Below are 13,986 nucleotides of genomic sequence, written 5' to 3'. Positions count from 1 at the left end.
TTTCCTGAAGGGGATGCTGCGTCAGTCCTGCAGCAGAGCAGGGGCCTGGAGCTTCGCGGCAAGGGCGGCAAAGTCGGACAAGCCGAATGTATCGTCGAACACAACGCCGCAGGTTCCATGGCCTCGCCAGCGTACCTTTGCGCGAACCGCGCGCAGTCCCTCGCCTTCGATTGTCATGCCCTGGTCGATTGCGAAGATGCTGTCACACACGAGGCGGGCACCTTGCTGGGAGATGTTCTCGATCATGCCCTCGTGGCGTTCGCCCCTGGCGGTAAGGGTTACAGGCAGGCAGATCGCGAGACGCAATCCGCGCTTGGGAAATTCGCCTACTTCGCTGATGAAGCGCTCAATCTCGACATCTTCCGCGAACTCGAAGCCTGCTTCGCGATCGTTTTCCCACACCCGGTTGACCGCAAACTGTTGACCGCTTTGCAGTTCAAGCGCGATTGATCCTGTTGCTGGCAGCTTGTGGAACAAGCGCACACTGACTCCGGTGTTGGAGACATCGCGGATCACGCCAATGAACTCGCCCTGGTCAGCGACAATCTTGGTAGCGCGAATAAGCAAGGTATAGCGCGGCGCCCCGCGCTGTTCTGCGCCGGGTTTCAGCTCGGCATTTTCGGCCGCATTGATCGCCGCGAAATTCATACTTGCCAACCCCAACCACGAGCAGTCGTATTGATGCTACCCGATAGCCGTACGTGAACCACGCTTTCGTTAGAGGTGGTAGGCGCCTAAGTATTAAGACGGATATAAGATAAAGGCATTGCAACAGGGGGCGCAGGGGGCTTTGGCGCGCGCGAAATGCACCTGAGAGGAATGCGTCGGTTGCTGGTGCGGGTGGCGAGACTCGAACTCGCACGATCTATAGGATCAGGGGATTTTAAGTCCCCGGCGTCTACCATTCCGCCACACCCGCCCAGGCGGCAAGCTGCGCTGCCGATCAAACGCTGATCCCACTAGCGATTGGAAGAGATGGCTGCAATCACCCGTGCACCCCGCGATCTTTGATCCGCGAACTGCCCTATGCGGCGCTGCGGGCGCTGAGAGCATCGTGATTTCTTGCCAAATCCGAGCCAAATCGGCGGACAATCAGTCGTCGTTGAGACGACGGCGCATTTCCTTGCCTGCCTTGAAGAACGGAACCCGCTTGGACGGTACGCTTACGGTTTGGCCCGTGCGCGGATTACGGCCCTGCCGAGCCTCTCGCTCACGCGTGGAAAAAGCCCCGAATCCGCGCAGTTCCACGCGGCCCCCTTCCACAAGACGCTGCGAAATCTCCTCAAAGAAGATGTCAACAACCTGCTCGATTTCCTCAGCCCGAAGTTCCGGGTTGTCATCATGCAATGTCTGCAACAATTCTGATCTAATCATGTCGCGCTCCCGATCGTCTCGCGCCGGTCCCAATCCAGCGCTCCACCATCGTTTGAAGGATTGACCTTCGGTTACCCCCGTTGTCCCTGGAGCAGCTCATGCGACCCACCGCCCAGCGACGATTTCATCGTGCCAGACGAACCAAACATTCGCAAGCGTCGCGAACAAATTTGTTGACCCGAAGTTAACCTCGGTTTTCGCTTGGAAAATTGCTGACTTAGGCGTTGGCCAGCAGTGCCTTCAGATCGATGCCGAGGCGCTCCATGCGCGCCCTGATCTCAGGCCATTCCTCGCTGAGGAACTGGTCCCGCTCTGCCAGCCGCAGACGATCGGCAGCACCCTTGACCACATACATTCCTACCCCGCGCTGCACCGCAACAAGGCCATCATTCTGAAATTGTTGGTAAGCTTTCGCGACCGTAAGCGGATTGGCACCCTGTTCGGCGGCGAGCGCGCGCACGGAAGGCAGCATTTCGCCTTCGGCATAATCTCCTTCGATAATGGCCGCTGCGATCTGATCGCGCAGCTTCAGGTAAACCGGTCTGTTCATCAATTCTTCCCCAGCGAAGGTGATACAGTGCCATAATACAGCGATGCGCGTCAAGTTCTGCAGCTTGAAAACAGGCGAGCGACTCGCGGAAAAATAATCGGTTGCGATTGAAACTATTGCTTTCCACGGGCGATTGAGTCGCTAGGGTGCCGGCCGAACCATGGCCTCATTGATGGGGATCGATTGATAGGAATCGCCTGATGGAGCAGGGGCCGGTGTTCGGGAGGGATCGCACGACTCATGAAAGACATGGCACTTTGGAATGAAGGTGACTGGGTCGCCGCGATTTGCACTGTCATCCTTGGCGCGTTCCTGGCGGCTGGTCTCGCCATTGCCGCCAGCCGCAAGGACGAGGCTCTGGGGCACCCCAAGGGCCTGTATATGCTCTTCTTCGCAGAGATGTGGGAACGCTTCAGCTTCTACGGGATGCGGGCGCTACTGATCTTCTATCTTGTGCAGCATTGGCTGTTCAGCGAAGGCGAAGGCAATCTCATTCTCGGTGCCTATGGTTCGATGGTCTATATCACGCCTGTCCTGGGGGGATGGCTGGCGGACCGCTACATCGGACAGCGCAAGGCGGTATTGTTCGGCGGCGTTCTTCTGACTTTCGGGCACGTGTTCATGGCGTTCGAAGGCAGCGGCGGGCAATCTGACCCGGCCATCAACGTGTTCTGGCTCGCGCTGGCGCTGATTATTGTCGGATCGGGCTTCCTGAAGGCCAATATCTCCGTCATGGTTGGCCAGCTCTACAAGCTGACCGACAGCCGCCGCGATGCGGCCTACACTATCTTCTACATGGGCATTAACGTGGGTGCAGCAGCAGGCACCATTCTGGTGGGCTACCTGGGCCAGACGCTCGGCTGGGCTTATGGATTTGGCCTCGCCGGCATTGGCATGGTCGCAGGGCTAGTGGTGTTCGCGATGGGCAAGAGTGCTCTGCGCGGCGCGGGAGAACCACCCGCCATGCTCGCCCGCGGGAAAGAGCTGACGATCTACGCGGCCGGGCTAGCCGCCGTCGCGGTCATGTGGGGCCTGATCCAGTATCGCGAGGTCATTCAGGCGCTGCTGATCGTATGCGGCGTTGGCCTGCTCGGCTATGTGCTCTACCAGGCATCAAAGCTTGAAAAGGAGCCCCGCGAGCGGATCTGGGCGATCCTGTTCCTGATCGCGATCAACCCCCTATTCTGGGGTCTGTTCGATCAGGCACCCGGCAGTCTCAACCTCTACACCGACAAATACATCGATATCGGCAATATCCCGGCTTCGGTGTTCCAGTCTATCAACCCGATCTACATCATCCTGTTCGCTCCGATTTTCGCGATGCTGTGGCAATGGCTAGGCCAGAAAGGTCTGGAACCCTCTGCCCCCGCCAAGTTCGCACTCGCGCTGTTCCAGGTGGGCCTCGGCTTCCTGGTGTTTGCATGGGGCGCGCAATCGGTCGGCATGGCGGCAATGACCCCGGTCATCTTCCTGTTCCTCATCTATCTGCTCCACACCACCGGCGAGCTGTGCCTCAGCCCGGTCGGCCTTTCGGCAATGAACCGGCTTGCGCCCGGCTTCATGGCCTCGCTGATCATGGGCGCGTGGTTCTACATGACGGCGGTCGGCAGCTTCATCGCAGGCAAGATCGGCGAGGCGACGGGCGGTGAAGGCGGCGAGATGTCAAAAGAGCTGACGTTGGCGATCTATAACCAGATCGGGTGGATCGCGATCGCGGTCGGCGCCGTAGTCCTGCTGCTGAGCCCGATTGTAAAGCGCTGGATGCATCTCGAAACACTGCAAGACGAGACGCTGGAAGGTGCAGCAGAAGCAGGTCTTGAGCCCCAAGAGGGCGGCATACACCCAACCACACACCCGGCAAATTGAGGATAGAACACATGACCAACGCCATGCGCGCGTTGTTCCTGGCGGGAGGCGCGCTGACACTGGTCGCCTGCGCGACTGCCAATGCGGGCGACAAAGCGGATAACGCGGATAACAGGGGCAAAGTCGAAAGCGCTTCTTCTGCCCCCTTCAGACTGCCGGAAACGCCAGCCGACCCCTACCCTTCGACCTACAAGCCCTATCCCGGTGTCGAGACCCTGATCATCCCCACTACGGTCTTTGACGGTGCAGGAGGGCGGATTGACAATGGCTGGGTGCATTTTCGCGATGGCAAGATCGTGGCCGTCGGCGGGCCGACCACCATGCCGCCTGACGTTGCCAATGTAATCGATGGCTCGGACAAGTTCGTCACCCCCGGCGTGATCGACATCCATTCCCACCTCGGTAACGGGGCGCAGCCCTCGGTCGACGCGCATAGCGACGTTAACGAGTCCACGGCCCCGACCACCGCCGATGTCTGGACCGAACACTCTGTCCACCCACAGGACCCGGGCTTCAGCCGGGCGCTGACCAATGGCGGCGTGACAAGCCTGCAAATTCTCCCCGGCTCAGCGAACCTGATGGGTGGCCGGACTGTCACCCTCAAGAACGTCTACGCGCGAACGGTTCAGGGCATGAAATTTCCTGGCGCGCCCTATGGTTTCAAGATGGCTTGCGGCGAGAACCCCAAACGCGTCTATGGCAACAAGGGCCGCAAGCCGAGAACGCGCATGGGCAATTTCGCGGTCAATCGCCAGACCTGGCTCGATGCCCGCGCCTATGCCGAAGACGACAATCCCAAGCGCGATCTTGAGATGGAGACGCTGGCAGGCGTGCTTAAAGGCGAGTTGCTCGTCCACAATCACTGCTACCGCGCCGACGAGATGGCCTTCGTCATGGATATGGCAAAGGAGATGGGATACCGCGTCACCGCTTTCCACCATGCAGTCGAAGCCTACAAGATCGGCGATCTGCTGCGCGAAAATGGCGTTTGCAGCGCGATCTGGGCCGACTGGTACGGTTTCAAGATGGAAGCCTATGACGGGATCATGGAGAACGCGGCCCTTCTTGCCAGGGAAGGCGCCTGCGTGATTATTCACTCCGATGACGACAACGGCATTCAGCGTTTGAATCAGGAAGCGGCCAAGGCGCAGGCGGCGGGTAAGCGCATGGGGATCGACATCTCCGACGCGGAGGTCATCGGCTGGATCACCCTCAACGCCGCCAAGGCGATGGGGATCGACGCCATGACCGGAAGTCTGGAGCCGGGCAAGATGGCGGACGTGGTGCTGTGGAACGGCGATCCGCTATCGGTCTATTCCCGGCCAGAAAAAGTCTGGATCGATGGCGCGCTGCTGTATGACGCGCTCGACCGCAAGCGGCGCCCGGTCAGCGATTTCGAGCTTGGCCAGCCCGGTGAAGGAGACGTGAAATGAAGCATCTCCTCACCGTGGCGATATCAGCCCTTGCTCTGGCGGCCAGCCCCGCGGCGGCGCAGGATTTCGCGATTATCAACGCGACGCTTGCGGTCGGCGATGGCAGCGACCCGATCCCTGACGGCACCGTCATCGTGCGCAATGGCGCCGTCATTTTTGCCGGACCGACCGAGGCCGTGGAGTCGATTGACGTGCAGCCTGTGATTGACGGTCAGGGCCTCTGGGTCACCCCCGGCCTCGTTATCGCGATGACGGACCTTGGGCTGTATGACGTCAGCGCGGTGAGCGAAGGCAATGATCGATCGGCGAGCAGTTCGCGCTTCAATGCCGCGCTTGATGTGGCACCGGCGATCAATCCAGCCTCACAGCATATCGGCATCGCGCGCTCAGGCGGGCTGACGCGTGCGCTGGTGACCCCAGCGCATGGCCGCTCGCTCTTTGCAGGGCAAGGCGCGATGATCGATCTCGGCATGGATCTCGACGCAGTGCAGACGCCGCGCGTGTTCCAGCTCGCCAATCTGGGCGAGACAGGCGCAAGCAAGTCAGGCGGCAGCCGCACCGCGGCGCATGTCGAATTGCGCAACGCCTTGCGCGAGGCGCGCGACTTTGCCGCCGGCAGGTGGAGCGGCGATGGTAATCTGCTGACCCGCGCAGATGCGCAGGCACTGGGGCCGGTGATCTCCGGCAAACAGAAGCTGTTTGTCGAAGTCCAGCGCGCTTCGGACATTCTCGTGGTCCTCGCGCTGAAGGAAGAGTTTGCCAGACTCGATCTCGTTCTCGTCGGTGCAGCGGAAGGCTGGCTGGTCGCAGATGAGATTGCTGCGGCAGGCGTCCCGGTGATCGCCGAAGGACTGTCGGATCTCCCGGTCAGCTTTGAACTGCTTGCCGCAACGCAGAGCAATGTGGGGCGGATGACGCAGGCAGGCGTCAAGGTCGCGATCGGCAGCATGAGGGGCGGGAGCAACGGTCAGCCGCGCAATGCAGCGCAATTCGCTGGCAATCTTGTCGCCTTGACGAAGATTCCCGGTGCGTCCGGGTTGTCATGGGGGCAGGCCCTGGCGAGTATCTCCTCAATCCCGGCGCGGATTGCAGGGCTCGACAATGTTGGCGTGCTGAAAAGAGGCGCTGTCGGCGATCTGGTGATCTGGGACGGTGACCCGCTGGAAGTCTCAACCGCTCCCGTGCGGGTCTTTATTGATGGGGTCGAGCAATCGCTCGACACTCATCAGACCCGGCTTCGCGAGCGCTATCGCGATCTCGATGAAAGCGAGCTTCCCAAGGCCTATGACTGGTGATTGCCTGCCCCTTTTTCGACCGGTCTCGGGGTGATCTGAAGCCATCTGAGTCCAGAATACTCGGTTCATCGCTCGAAAAAGGCATTTCGTCGGGGTTAACTGCCTCGCTGAAGCTTGCCTAACCGCACATTTTATGAGCCCATGGGGCCCATAGGTGAGGTGGGACTTATGAATACACAGCTGGTCGAGCTGGTGGCGGCGAACATTGCCTTTGTCGGCACGCATTTTGCGCTGTCGCATCCTCTGCGTTCAGGGTTGGTAAGCACGATAGGAGAGCGCGGCTTCCAGCTGCTCTACACGGCGGTCAGTTTCGCTACCCTCTACTGGGTCGTGGTTGCTTACCAGGCCGCGCCTGCATCCGACCTGCAAGGCAGCGGCGAGGCGGGGTGGATCATTGCATCCCTGATCACGATCCCGGCACTGGTGCTGCTGATGGGCTCCTTCATGCGCAATCCTGCGCTACCCATGCCGGGCGCGGCCGAGCAGGCTCGCCAACAGCCGCGCGGAGTATTCCTGGTGACGCGCCACCCGATGATGTGGAGCATCGCATTATGGGCCGCCAGCCATGTCATCCTGTGGTGGAACTGGCGCAGCATCATTACTGCGCTCGCGATGGGGTTCCTCGCACTTGTCGGCGCACATCTGCAGGATCGCAAGAAACGCGCATTGATGGGCGAGGCCTGGGGCCAATGGCAAGCGCATACCAGCTATTGGCCGCGCTGGGGTAAACTCTTCTCTGTCGGCCTCTTGTGGTGGGCGCTCGGCCTGATGACCTGGGTGCTGATAACCTACGCGCATCTGGCATTCGGCGGCGTTCCTGCCGGAATCTGGCGCTGGTTCTGAAACAGGGCGGGCCCAGGCTGCTGCGGGGCCGCAATTGGACGTGTTGGATACACATGTTACACAGTCCTGGACGCGAAATTCCCGCTTGCTTTGAACGTGTTTGATCGAACGAGTGATTCACCTTGAGAAAGAGCTGCATCGGCATAGAGCGCGCGCCTGCCGGTAGGAAACGCGAGTTGCCACGAATAATCATTCCACGTTAAGCCAATATTTGCCTTAAGCCGAAAGAACGGGCACGAACGCCGTCGGGGCGGAAAGGATTCGAATGGCCATCGCGCTAACATCGGCGGCGCTAATTGCGGCAGCGACGCCGCTCCCACTGTCAGCCAATCTCTCGCTTATGCAGCAGGGCGCGAACGGTGCGGCCGTCGGCGTGGGAGCGGGCGTGGTTGTGGGAGCAGGCGTGGGTGTGGGCGTGGGCGTCGAACCCGCAACGCCCGAGCCAGACCCTGTACAAGTGCTGGAGGGTGAAGAGGCTGCTCCTGCGCCGGATGATAATGCGGAAGTCAGCCCTGAAGTCAGCCCCGAAGGTTCAATCGTCGTCACCGGCAGCGCCGAAGTTCGCAAGAAGGACCCGCTGGTGCAGGTCAACGAAACCGCCTTCAGGGTGACGCAAAAGGTCGATTCCGCTATCGTCGAGCCGATCGCGGGCGTGTATGAAGACGATCTGCCGAGCCCGATCCGCAAGGGGCTGCGCAACTTCTTTCGCAACCTGCTCGAACCGATCACAGCGCTCAACTATTTCCTGCAGTTGAAGCCGGGCAAGGGTTTCGAGACGCTCGGCCGTTTCGCCGTCAACTCGACTGTAGGCGTGGGCGGACTGTTTGACGTGGCGAAGAAAGAGCCGTTCAACCTGCCTTATCGCCGCAACGGCTTTGCCAATACCCTGGGCTATTATGGCGTTGGACCCGGCCCATTCCTGGTGCTGCCGCTGGTCGGTGCGACGACCTTGCGCGACTTCATCGGAGGCGGGGTCGATCAGTCGATCATCCCGTTCGCGGTCGGTAAACCGTTCAACACGCCGCTTTACGCAATCCCGGCCTACACGGTGAATTCATTGGAATTCCGGATCAAATTCGACGAGCAGATCGAAGCGATCAACACCAGCGATGATCCCTATTTCGCCATGCGCGAGACCTATCTGTGCCAGCGCGAGGCGGAAATTGCAGCGTTGAAGAACCGCCCCCCACCGCGCGATTGCAGCATCGAGGCGATCATGGGGCTGGAGCCGGGTACAATCGATCAACTGACCCAGCCCGGTGAGGACAATATGGCGGCAGAGGTCTCAGGCAGCGAAATTCTGGCGGAAACTGCGGCTGAGGCAGAGCCAGAAACGCCTGCGATCGTTTACGTCAGCAATCCGGTGATCCAGCCGCTACCCACAGGATATGTTCAGGCACCCCCGCCGAGCAATTGATCAAGCCATTCGAGCTGCGCACGCTGGCCCTGTTCGGTAAAGGACAGGGCGTGTCCGGCTCCTTGCGCGCGATGGAATTTGGCATCTGCGGCGAGCCTGGCCAGCCGCTCACCTTGTTCGAACGGCACGACATCGTCAGCTGTGCCATGCATGATAAAGACCGGCATGGTGAGGTCAGCGATCTTGCCTGCATTGTCGAAGCGATCGCGCATCAACAGCTGAGTTGGCACGAAGGGCAGGGCATCTTGCGCGACGTCTGGCAGCGATAGAAACGGAGCGGTCAGCAATACCGCGCGCGGGCTGTACTCGCTCGCCATCTGGACAGCGGTGCCGCCACCGATCGAATTGCCGATGATGATTGTGCTTGAAGGCGCAATACCGCGTTGTTCGAGCCATCCCATCGCAGCCCGACCATCACGATAGAAGCCTTGCTCGCTAGGTCGTCCCGGATTCCCGCCATAACCCCGATATTCGACCAGCAGAAGGCCGTACCCGGCCTCGGCCAGCAGCTGTGTGGCGAAAACAGCGCCTCTCAAGGTTCCGCCATTGCCGTGAAAATAGACCACGGTAGGACGAGCGTCAGCTGCGGGCCTCGCAAAGGACCGCAGCGATAGCCCGTCTGAAGTTTCCAGCATCACCACTTCGAATCCGGGTGGCGGATCGACTGTATATTGCGGGGCGGGATAGATGAAGTTGTCCTGCATCGCCCACAGGATCGCGACCATGATGGCATAGGCGATCGTCGCGGTGGCAAGGAACCGCCCGACCTTCTGCAGCATGGCTATTCGCCCTTGAAGTGCGCCGCACGCTTTTCCAGCAACGCGTCGATGCCTTCCATATGGTCCTCGGTAAGATGCATCAGCGCCTGCGTGTTCGCCGCCATTTCGAGCGCGGTGTCATAGCTCGTCTCGCGCCCCTGCCGCATGAGGTTTTTCGCGTGGCGCAAGGCATGGGGAGGAAGCGCGGCAACCCTTGCGGCAAGCCTGCGGGCCTCGTCCATCAACGCGTCCGGCTCGACCACGCGGCTGACAAGGCCCCAGTCCTGAGCGGTTGCTGCATCGATTACGTCACCGGTATAGAACAGCTCTGCCGCCCGCGCTTCGCCGATGATCCGCGGCAGGATCCAGGTGCCGCCATCGCCGGGGATGATGCCAAGCTTCAGAAACGTCACACCGAATTTCGCCGTCGCGCTCGCGATCCGCATGTCGGCAAGACAGGCCACATCGCAGCCCAGGCCGATAGCGGGACCGTTTACCGCCGCGATGACCGGCACGCGCAGACCGTAAAGCGCGCGCAAGATACGGTGGATATTGTTGCGATAACCATCCGAAATACCAGGAGGCGAACCCGCAAAGCTCCCGGTGCGGTTCTTCATCGCCTTGATATCCCCGCCTGCGGAAAAGGCGCGCCCGGCCCCAGTCAGCATAACGCAGCGCACGTCCATGTTGCGGTTGATCGCATCGCAAGCGGCGGTGAACTCATCGCCGTCGCCATCTGCACCAAGCGGATTCATGGTCTCCGCCCGGTCGATTGTCAGGGTGGTGACGTGGTCGGCATGTTCTATCTTGAGGAGTGACATGGCTGCAGACCTAACAGGCTTTGCCGCCTGTGCCAGCCATGAATCACTTCTTCAGGATCAACAGCCAGTCCTGACCGACACGCTCATGCTTCAGGCGTTCATGCTGGAGATCACGCACGCCCTCGCGCTCATCAAGGTAGCGCGCTTTGGGATATGCGGCCTTGAGCTGCTCGACGAAACCATCGGTGTCGCCGCGGATGGCGTTGTATTCCATGATCACCAGCGGATTGTGTCGCTCAATCGTTTTTTGCATGCCTTCGAAGATGGTCAGCTCCGCCCCTTCGGCATCGATCTTGATGAAATCGACCTTGTCGAGCGGCTCTGCAACATTGTCCAGGGTGTCGATGGGCACTGTGAAGCGCGTCCCGTCATCGCTATATTCGATCCCGGCCTCATGGGTCTCGCCAAAGACGAGGTGACCATTCTTAGGCTCATTCGTGGGCACAAAGAAGCTGCAGCTTCCTGCGGCGTTGGACAAAGCCACTTCGTGCACTTCCGAACGAGGTGCAAAGCTGTTGATCTCAAGCGAGAATTTTGTCGCTCGTGCGCACGCCGGGTTGGGTTCAAATGCGAGCAACCGCCCCTCTTCACCCACGAGTTCCGCCAGGAGGATCGAATAATATCCGAAATTGGCGCCGACATCGAGGGCCGTCCAGCTGCGCTGCACTGTCTCGACCATCCAGCGGGTCATCCACATTTCCCAATAGCCATCCATGATGATGTGAGGCGCAAAGCCCACATCGGATGTGTCGGTCAGCATCTTGAAGCGGCCCAGCACGCGAGAAAGCATTTGCCCGTCGCCGATATAAGTGGGCGCGACACGTTCGCGGCACAGCAGCTCTACTTCGTCATTGCCATGGGCAAAGAGCGCATGCGGCGGAATGAGCTTGCCAGCGCTCTCGCGCGGTCGAAGTGCGGGCACGACATCGCGGTAGAGCTTCATGCTGATAGTGGCCACCTGTCACTGGAGCGCCGCACACGGGCGAGGGATGACACAGTGTCGCAGCGAACCCTTCGCTGCTCAATCAGGGGAAACTACGTGGATACTGAAGGACTAGAACTGGCGGAGCCAGAGCAGCTCAAGCCCGCGCTTCTCCGACCCGCTCGCTCGAACTCGCCGCATTGTGGCCGAGCGCGCTCAGCACCGTATCGACGATACTGTCCGCATCCAGGCCCGCCTCGGCATATTGCTTGGCCGGATCGTCATGGTCCTGGAAGATATCCGGCAAGCGCATCGTGCGGATCCTGAGGCCGTTGTCGGTGAGGCCGGTATCGCTGGCATAGGTCAGCACATGCGCGCCCAGCCCGCCGATCGCCCCTTCCTCCACTGTGACCACGATATCATGCGTGCGCATCAGCTTGGCAATCAGGTCTTCATCCAACGGCTTGGCAAAGCGCAGGTCTGCGACCGAGGTCGATAGCCCCTTGGCCTCCAGCTGGTCAGCAGCTTTCTTCGCCTCTTCCAGACGCGCGCCCAGCGACAGGATCGCGACCTTGCTGCCTTCGCGGATCATGCGCCCTTTACCGATTTCCAGCTTCTCGGGAACTTCGGGCAACGGCACGCCAACGCCGTTCCCGCGCGGATAGCGGAAAGCAATCGGCCCTTCGTCATATTCCGCCGCGGTGTAGGTCATGTGGACGAGCTCTGCTTCGTCAGCGGCCGCCATCACCACCATGTTCGGCAGCGTCGCAAGATAGGTGATGTCGAAGCTGCCGGCATGGGTGCAGCCATCCGCGCCGACCAGCCCGGCGCGGTCAATCGCAAAGCGGACCGGAAGGTTCTGGATCGCAACATCGTGCACGACCTGGTCATAGGCGCGCTGCAGGAAAGTCGAATAGATCGCTGCGAATGGCCGCATGCCTTCGGCCGCAAGTCCGGCGGCGAAGGTCACGCCATGCTGTTCTGCGATACCGACGTCGAAGCTGCGGTCGGGGTGGCGCTTGGCGAAGCGGTCTACGCCCGTGCCAGACGGCATTGCGGCGGTGATCGCGCAGATGCGGTCGTCGCTGTCCGCCAGATCAGCGAGCGTATCGCCAAAGACGTTCTGATAGGCTGGAGGACCAGGAGTCCCCTTGGCCTTCTCGCCCGTCACGACGTCAAACTTGGGCACACCGTGATACTTGTCATCGCTGTTTTCAGCCGGAGCGTAGCCCTTGCCCTTTTGCGTCACGACATGGATCAGGACGGGGCCCTGCTCGCTGTCGCGCACATTTTCCAGCACCGGGATCAGATGGTCGAGATTGTGACCGTCAATCGGGCCGACATAATAGAAGCCGAGCTCCTCGAACAGGGTCCCGCCGGTCACCATGCCGCGGGTGAATTCCTCGGCCTTGCCCATCGCGCGATGAACCCGGCGAGAGAGCTTGGAGGTGACCCGCGATGCGAGGCTGCGGAGGCCCAGATATTCGGACGAGGACACCATCCGCGCGAGATAGGCCGAAAGGCCGCCGACAGGCGGTGCGATCGACATGTCATTGTCGTTGAGGATCACGATCAGGCGATTGCCCGCCTGCTCGGCATTGTTCATCGCTTCATAGGCCATGCCAGCGCTCATCGCGCCGTCGCCAATCACGGCAATGCCGCGCCCGGATTCGCCCTTCAGCTTGTTCGCAACGGCAAAGCCGAGTGCCGCTGAAATCGAGGTCGAGGAGTGCGCTGCGCCGAACGGATCGTATTCGCTCTCGCTACGCTTGGTGAAACCGGAGAGCCCGCCGCCCTGTCGCAGGGTGCGGATGCGATCGCGCCGACCGGTGATGATCTTGTGCGGATAGCACTGGTGACCAACATCCCAGATAAGTTTATCCTGGGGCGTGTTGAACACGTAATGGATCGCGACCGTCAGTTCGACGACCCCCAGGCCAGATCCGAGATGCCCGCCGGTCGTGCCGACAGCATCGAGCATTTCACTGCGCAATTCATCGGAAAGCTGGCGAAGTTGCTCCGGCGCAAGTCTGCGCAAGTCACTGGGATAGTTGACGGTATCGAGGAGCGGTGTCTGCAGTTGTGACGTCATGGGTTAAAGGCCTTACACCGCAAAACCGAAACTGTCGATGAACGCTTTATCGCTAAAAAACCACGCTTCATCGGCAAGTCTGCGGTTTCAGGGACCAGCTTCAAGCCATGCAGCTGCCGCAAATGCCGCGAATCTCCACGATTGGGCGATTCGTGGAGAAGTTCTGCGCCTTCGCGATGCCTCTCAGCGCCTGACTGAGTGCGTCGTCATCGAGGTGAGTCGCTTCACCGCATTCGTCGCAGACAAGGAAGATGCAGTCATGCTCGCAGCCCGGATGCGTGTTGGCGAGAAAAGCATTGGCGCTCTCCACCCGCATCGCGAGGTTGTTCGTCACGAACAGGTCGAGGATGCGGTAAACGCTGTTGGGCGCAACACGCTTGCCCCGTGCTGCGGACAGATTATCCGCAATGTCATAGGCAGACACTGGCTTGTCGTGCCGCATCAGTTCGGCGAACACGCTTTCGCGCATCCCTGTCCATTGTTCGCCTGCAGCGGTCAGCGCGTTGCGCGCCGCCGTGAGCAGGTCATCGCCCGTATGTTCGTGATGGGAGTGATTGTGTGCAGTAGCCATGCCTGCCAATATAGTGCGAGCGGCGGATCAAGGCCAGTCAGCTA

General features: G+C 60.4%; 13 protein-coding genes and 1 tRNA gene. 5 read left to right on the top strand and 9 right to left on the bottom strand.

Going from position 1 to position 13,986, the window contains the following annotated elements; genetic code table 11:
- Nucleotides 1–21 precede the first annotated feature (21 nt).
- The 4 genes from ACG9DO_RS03630 to ACG9DO_RS03615 form a co-directional block, all read right to left on the bottom strand.
- Complete coding sequence (locus ACG9DO_RS03630; protein WP_394730364.1) at nucleotides 22–648, bottom strand: PilZ domain-containing protein; 627 nt, start codon at nucleotides 646–648, stop codon at nucleotides 22–24.
- Between the two features lie 184 nt (nucleotides 649–832).
- Nucleotides 833–919 (bottom strand) — tRNA-Leu (locus ACG9DO_RS03625).
- Nucleotides 920–1,092: 173 nt separating this feature from the next.
- On the bottom strand, nucleotides 1,093–1,374 hold the full coding sequence (locus tag ACG9DO_RS03620) for an integration host factor subunit beta (protein WP_394730363.1): 282 nt from the start codon (nucleotides 1,372–1,374) through the stop codon (nucleotides 1,093–1,095).
- Nucleotides 1,375–1,591: 217 nt separating this feature from the next.
- Nucleotides 1,592–1,924: a GntR family transcriptional regulator gene (locus tag ACG9DO_RS03615; protein WP_394730362.1), complete on the bottom strand. Its 333-nt coding sequence runs from the start codon at nucleotides 1,922–1,924 to the stop codon at nucleotides 1,592–1,594.
- 240 nt (nucleotides 1,925–2,164) lie between these two features.
- Between ACG9DO_RS03615 and ACG9DO_RS03610 the strand changes: the two genes are divergently transcribed.
- The 5 genes from ACG9DO_RS03610 to ACG9DO_RS03590 all read left to right on the top strand — a co-directional run bounded on the left by ACG9DO_RS03610 (nucleotide 2,165) and on the right by ACG9DO_RS03590 (nucleotide 8,778).
- Nucleotides 2,165–3,790, top strand: coding sequence for a peptide MFS transporter (locus ACG9DO_RS03610; protein WP_394730361.1), 1,626 nt, complete (start codon nucleotides 2,165–2,167; stop codon nucleotides 3,788–3,790).
- 11 nt (nucleotides 3,791–3,801) lie between these two features.
- Entirely contained in the window at nucleotides 3,802–5,223 is a 1,422-nt protein-coding gene (locus ACG9DO_RS03605) for an amidohydrolase (RefSeq protein ID WP_394730360.1), read from the top strand.
- Nucleotides 5,220–6,518, top strand: coding sequence for an amidohydrolase family protein (locus ACG9DO_RS03600; protein WP_394730359.1), 1,299 nt, complete (start codon nucleotides 5,220–5,222; stop codon nucleotides 6,516–6,518). Before ACG9DO_RS03605 ends, ACG9DO_RS03600 begins: the two co-directional genes overlap by 4 nt.
- Nucleotides 6,519–6,686: 168 nt before the next feature.
- Entirely contained in the window at nucleotides 6,687–7,361 is a 675-nt protein-coding gene (locus ACG9DO_RS03595; RefSeq protein WP_394730358.1) for an NnrU family protein, read from the top strand.
- A gap of 265 nt (nucleotides 7,362–7,626) precedes the next feature.
- The gene (locus ACG9DO_RS03590; RefSeq protein ID WP_394730357.1) at nucleotides 7,627–8,778 is read left to right on the top strand and encodes a VacJ family lipoprotein; all 1,152 of its coding nucleotides are present in this window, start codon (nucleotides 7,627–7,629) and stop codon (nucleotides 8,776–8,778) included.
- On the opposite strand, the gene ACG9DO_RS03585 is transcribed toward ACG9DO_RS03590, so the two are convergent.
- The 5 genes from ACG9DO_RS03585 to ACG9DO_RS03565 all read right to left on the bottom strand — a co-directional run bounded on the left by ACG9DO_RS03585 (nucleotide 8,754) and on the right by ACG9DO_RS03565 (nucleotide 13,942).
- Entirely contained in the window at nucleotides 8,754–9,557 is an 804-nt protein-coding gene (locus ACG9DO_RS03585; protein ID WP_394730356.1) for an alpha/beta hydrolase, read from the bottom strand. The two genes, ACG9DO_RS03590 and ACG9DO_RS03585, sit on opposite strands and share 25 nt — an antisense overlap.
- Before the next feature lie 2 nt (nucleotides 9,558–9,559).
- Nucleotides 9,560–10,357 (bottom strand): crotonase/enoyl-CoA hydratase family protein, encoded by a 798-nt coding sequence (locus ACG9DO_RS03580; RefSeq protein WP_394730355.1) that lies wholly within the window; start codon nucleotides 10,355–10,357, stop codon nucleotides 9,560–9,562.
- A gap of 43 nt (nucleotides 10,358–10,400) precedes the next feature.
- On the bottom strand, nucleotides 10,401–11,300 hold the full coding sequence (locus ACG9DO_RS03575) for an FkbM family methyltransferase (protein WP_394730354.1): 900 nt from the start codon (nucleotides 11,298–11,300) through the stop codon (nucleotides 10,401–10,403).
- Between the two features lie 136 nt (nucleotides 11,301–11,436).
- Nucleotides 11,437–13,371 (bottom strand): 1-deoxy-D-xylulose-5-phosphate synthase, encoded by a 1,935-nt coding sequence (gene dxs, locus ACG9DO_RS03570; RefSeq protein WP_394730353.1) that lies wholly within the window; start codon nucleotides 13,369–13,371, stop codon nucleotides 11,437–11,439.
- 100 nt (nucleotides 13,372–13,471) lie between these two features.
- On the bottom strand, nucleotides 13,472–13,942 hold the full coding sequence (locus tag ACG9DO_RS03565; protein WP_394730352.1) for a Fur family transcriptional regulator: 471 nt from the start codon (nucleotides 13,940–13,942) through the stop codon (nucleotides 13,472–13,474).
- Nucleotides 13,943–13,986 lie beyond the last annotated feature (44 nt).

The sequence above is a fragment of the Altererythrobacter sp. GH1-8 genome (assembly GCF_043702085.1).
Taxonomy (GTDB): Bacteria; Pseudomonadota; Alphaproteobacteria; order Sphingomonadales; family Sphingomonadaceae; genus Erythrobacter.
This window is presented reverse-complemented; position numbering and strand designations above follow the sequence as displayed.

Excerpts from the sequence above, each read along its gene's own strand:
- ACG9DO_RS03585 (WP_394730356.1), bottom strand. The coding sequence starts at position 9,557 with ATGCTGCAGAAGGTCGGGCGGTTCCTTGCCACCGCGACGATCGCCTAT.
- ACG9DO_RS03580 (WP_394730355.1), bottom strand. The coding sequence starts at position 10,357 with ATGTCACTCCTCAAGATAGAACATGCCGACCACGTCACCACCCTGACA.
- ACG9DO_RS03615 (WP_394730362.1), bottom strand. The coding sequence starts at position 1,924 with ATGAACAGACCGGTTTACCTGAAGCTGCGCGATCAGATCGCAGCGGCC.
- ACG9DO_RS03630 (WP_394730364.1), bottom strand. The coding sequence starts at position 648 with ATGAATTTCGCGGCGATCAATGCGGCCGAAAATGCCGAGCTGAAACCC.
- ACG9DO_RS03620 (WP_394730363.1), bottom strand. The coding sequence starts at position 1,374 with ATGATTAGATCAGAATTGTTGCAGACATTGCATGATGACAACCCGGAA.
- ACG9DO_RS03565 (WP_394730352.1), bottom strand. The coding sequence starts at position 13,942 with ATGGCTACTGCACACAATCACTCCCATCACGAACATACGGGCGATGAC.
- ACG9DO_RS03590 (WP_394730357.1), top strand. The coding sequence starts at position 7,627 with ATGGCCATCGCGCTAACATCGGCGGCGCTAATTGCGGCAGCGACGCCG.
- ACG9DO_RS03575 (WP_394730354.1), bottom strand. The coding sequence starts at position 11,300 with ATGAAGCTCTACCGCGATGTCGTGCCCGCACTTCGACCGCGCGAGAGC.
- ACG9DO_RS03605 (WP_394730360.1), top strand. The coding sequence starts at position 3,802 with ATGACCAACGCCATGCGCGCGTTGTTCCTGGCGGGAGGCGCGCTGACA.
- ACG9DO_RS03595 (WP_394730358.1), top strand. The coding sequence starts at position 6,687 with ATGAATACACAGCTGGTCGAGCTGGTGGCGGCGAACATTGCCTTTGTC.
- ACG9DO_RS03600 (WP_394730359.1), top strand. The coding sequence starts at position 5,220 with ATGAAGCATCTCCTCACCGTGGCGATATCAGCCCTTGCTCTGGCGGCC.
- dxs (WP_394730353.1), bottom strand. The coding sequence starts at position 13,371 with ATGACGTCACAACTGCAGACACCGCTCCTCGATACCGTCAACTATCCC.
- ACG9DO_RS03610 (WP_394730361.1), top strand. The coding sequence starts at position 2,165 with ATGAAAGACATGGCACTTTGGAATGAAGGTGACTGGGTCGCCGCGATT.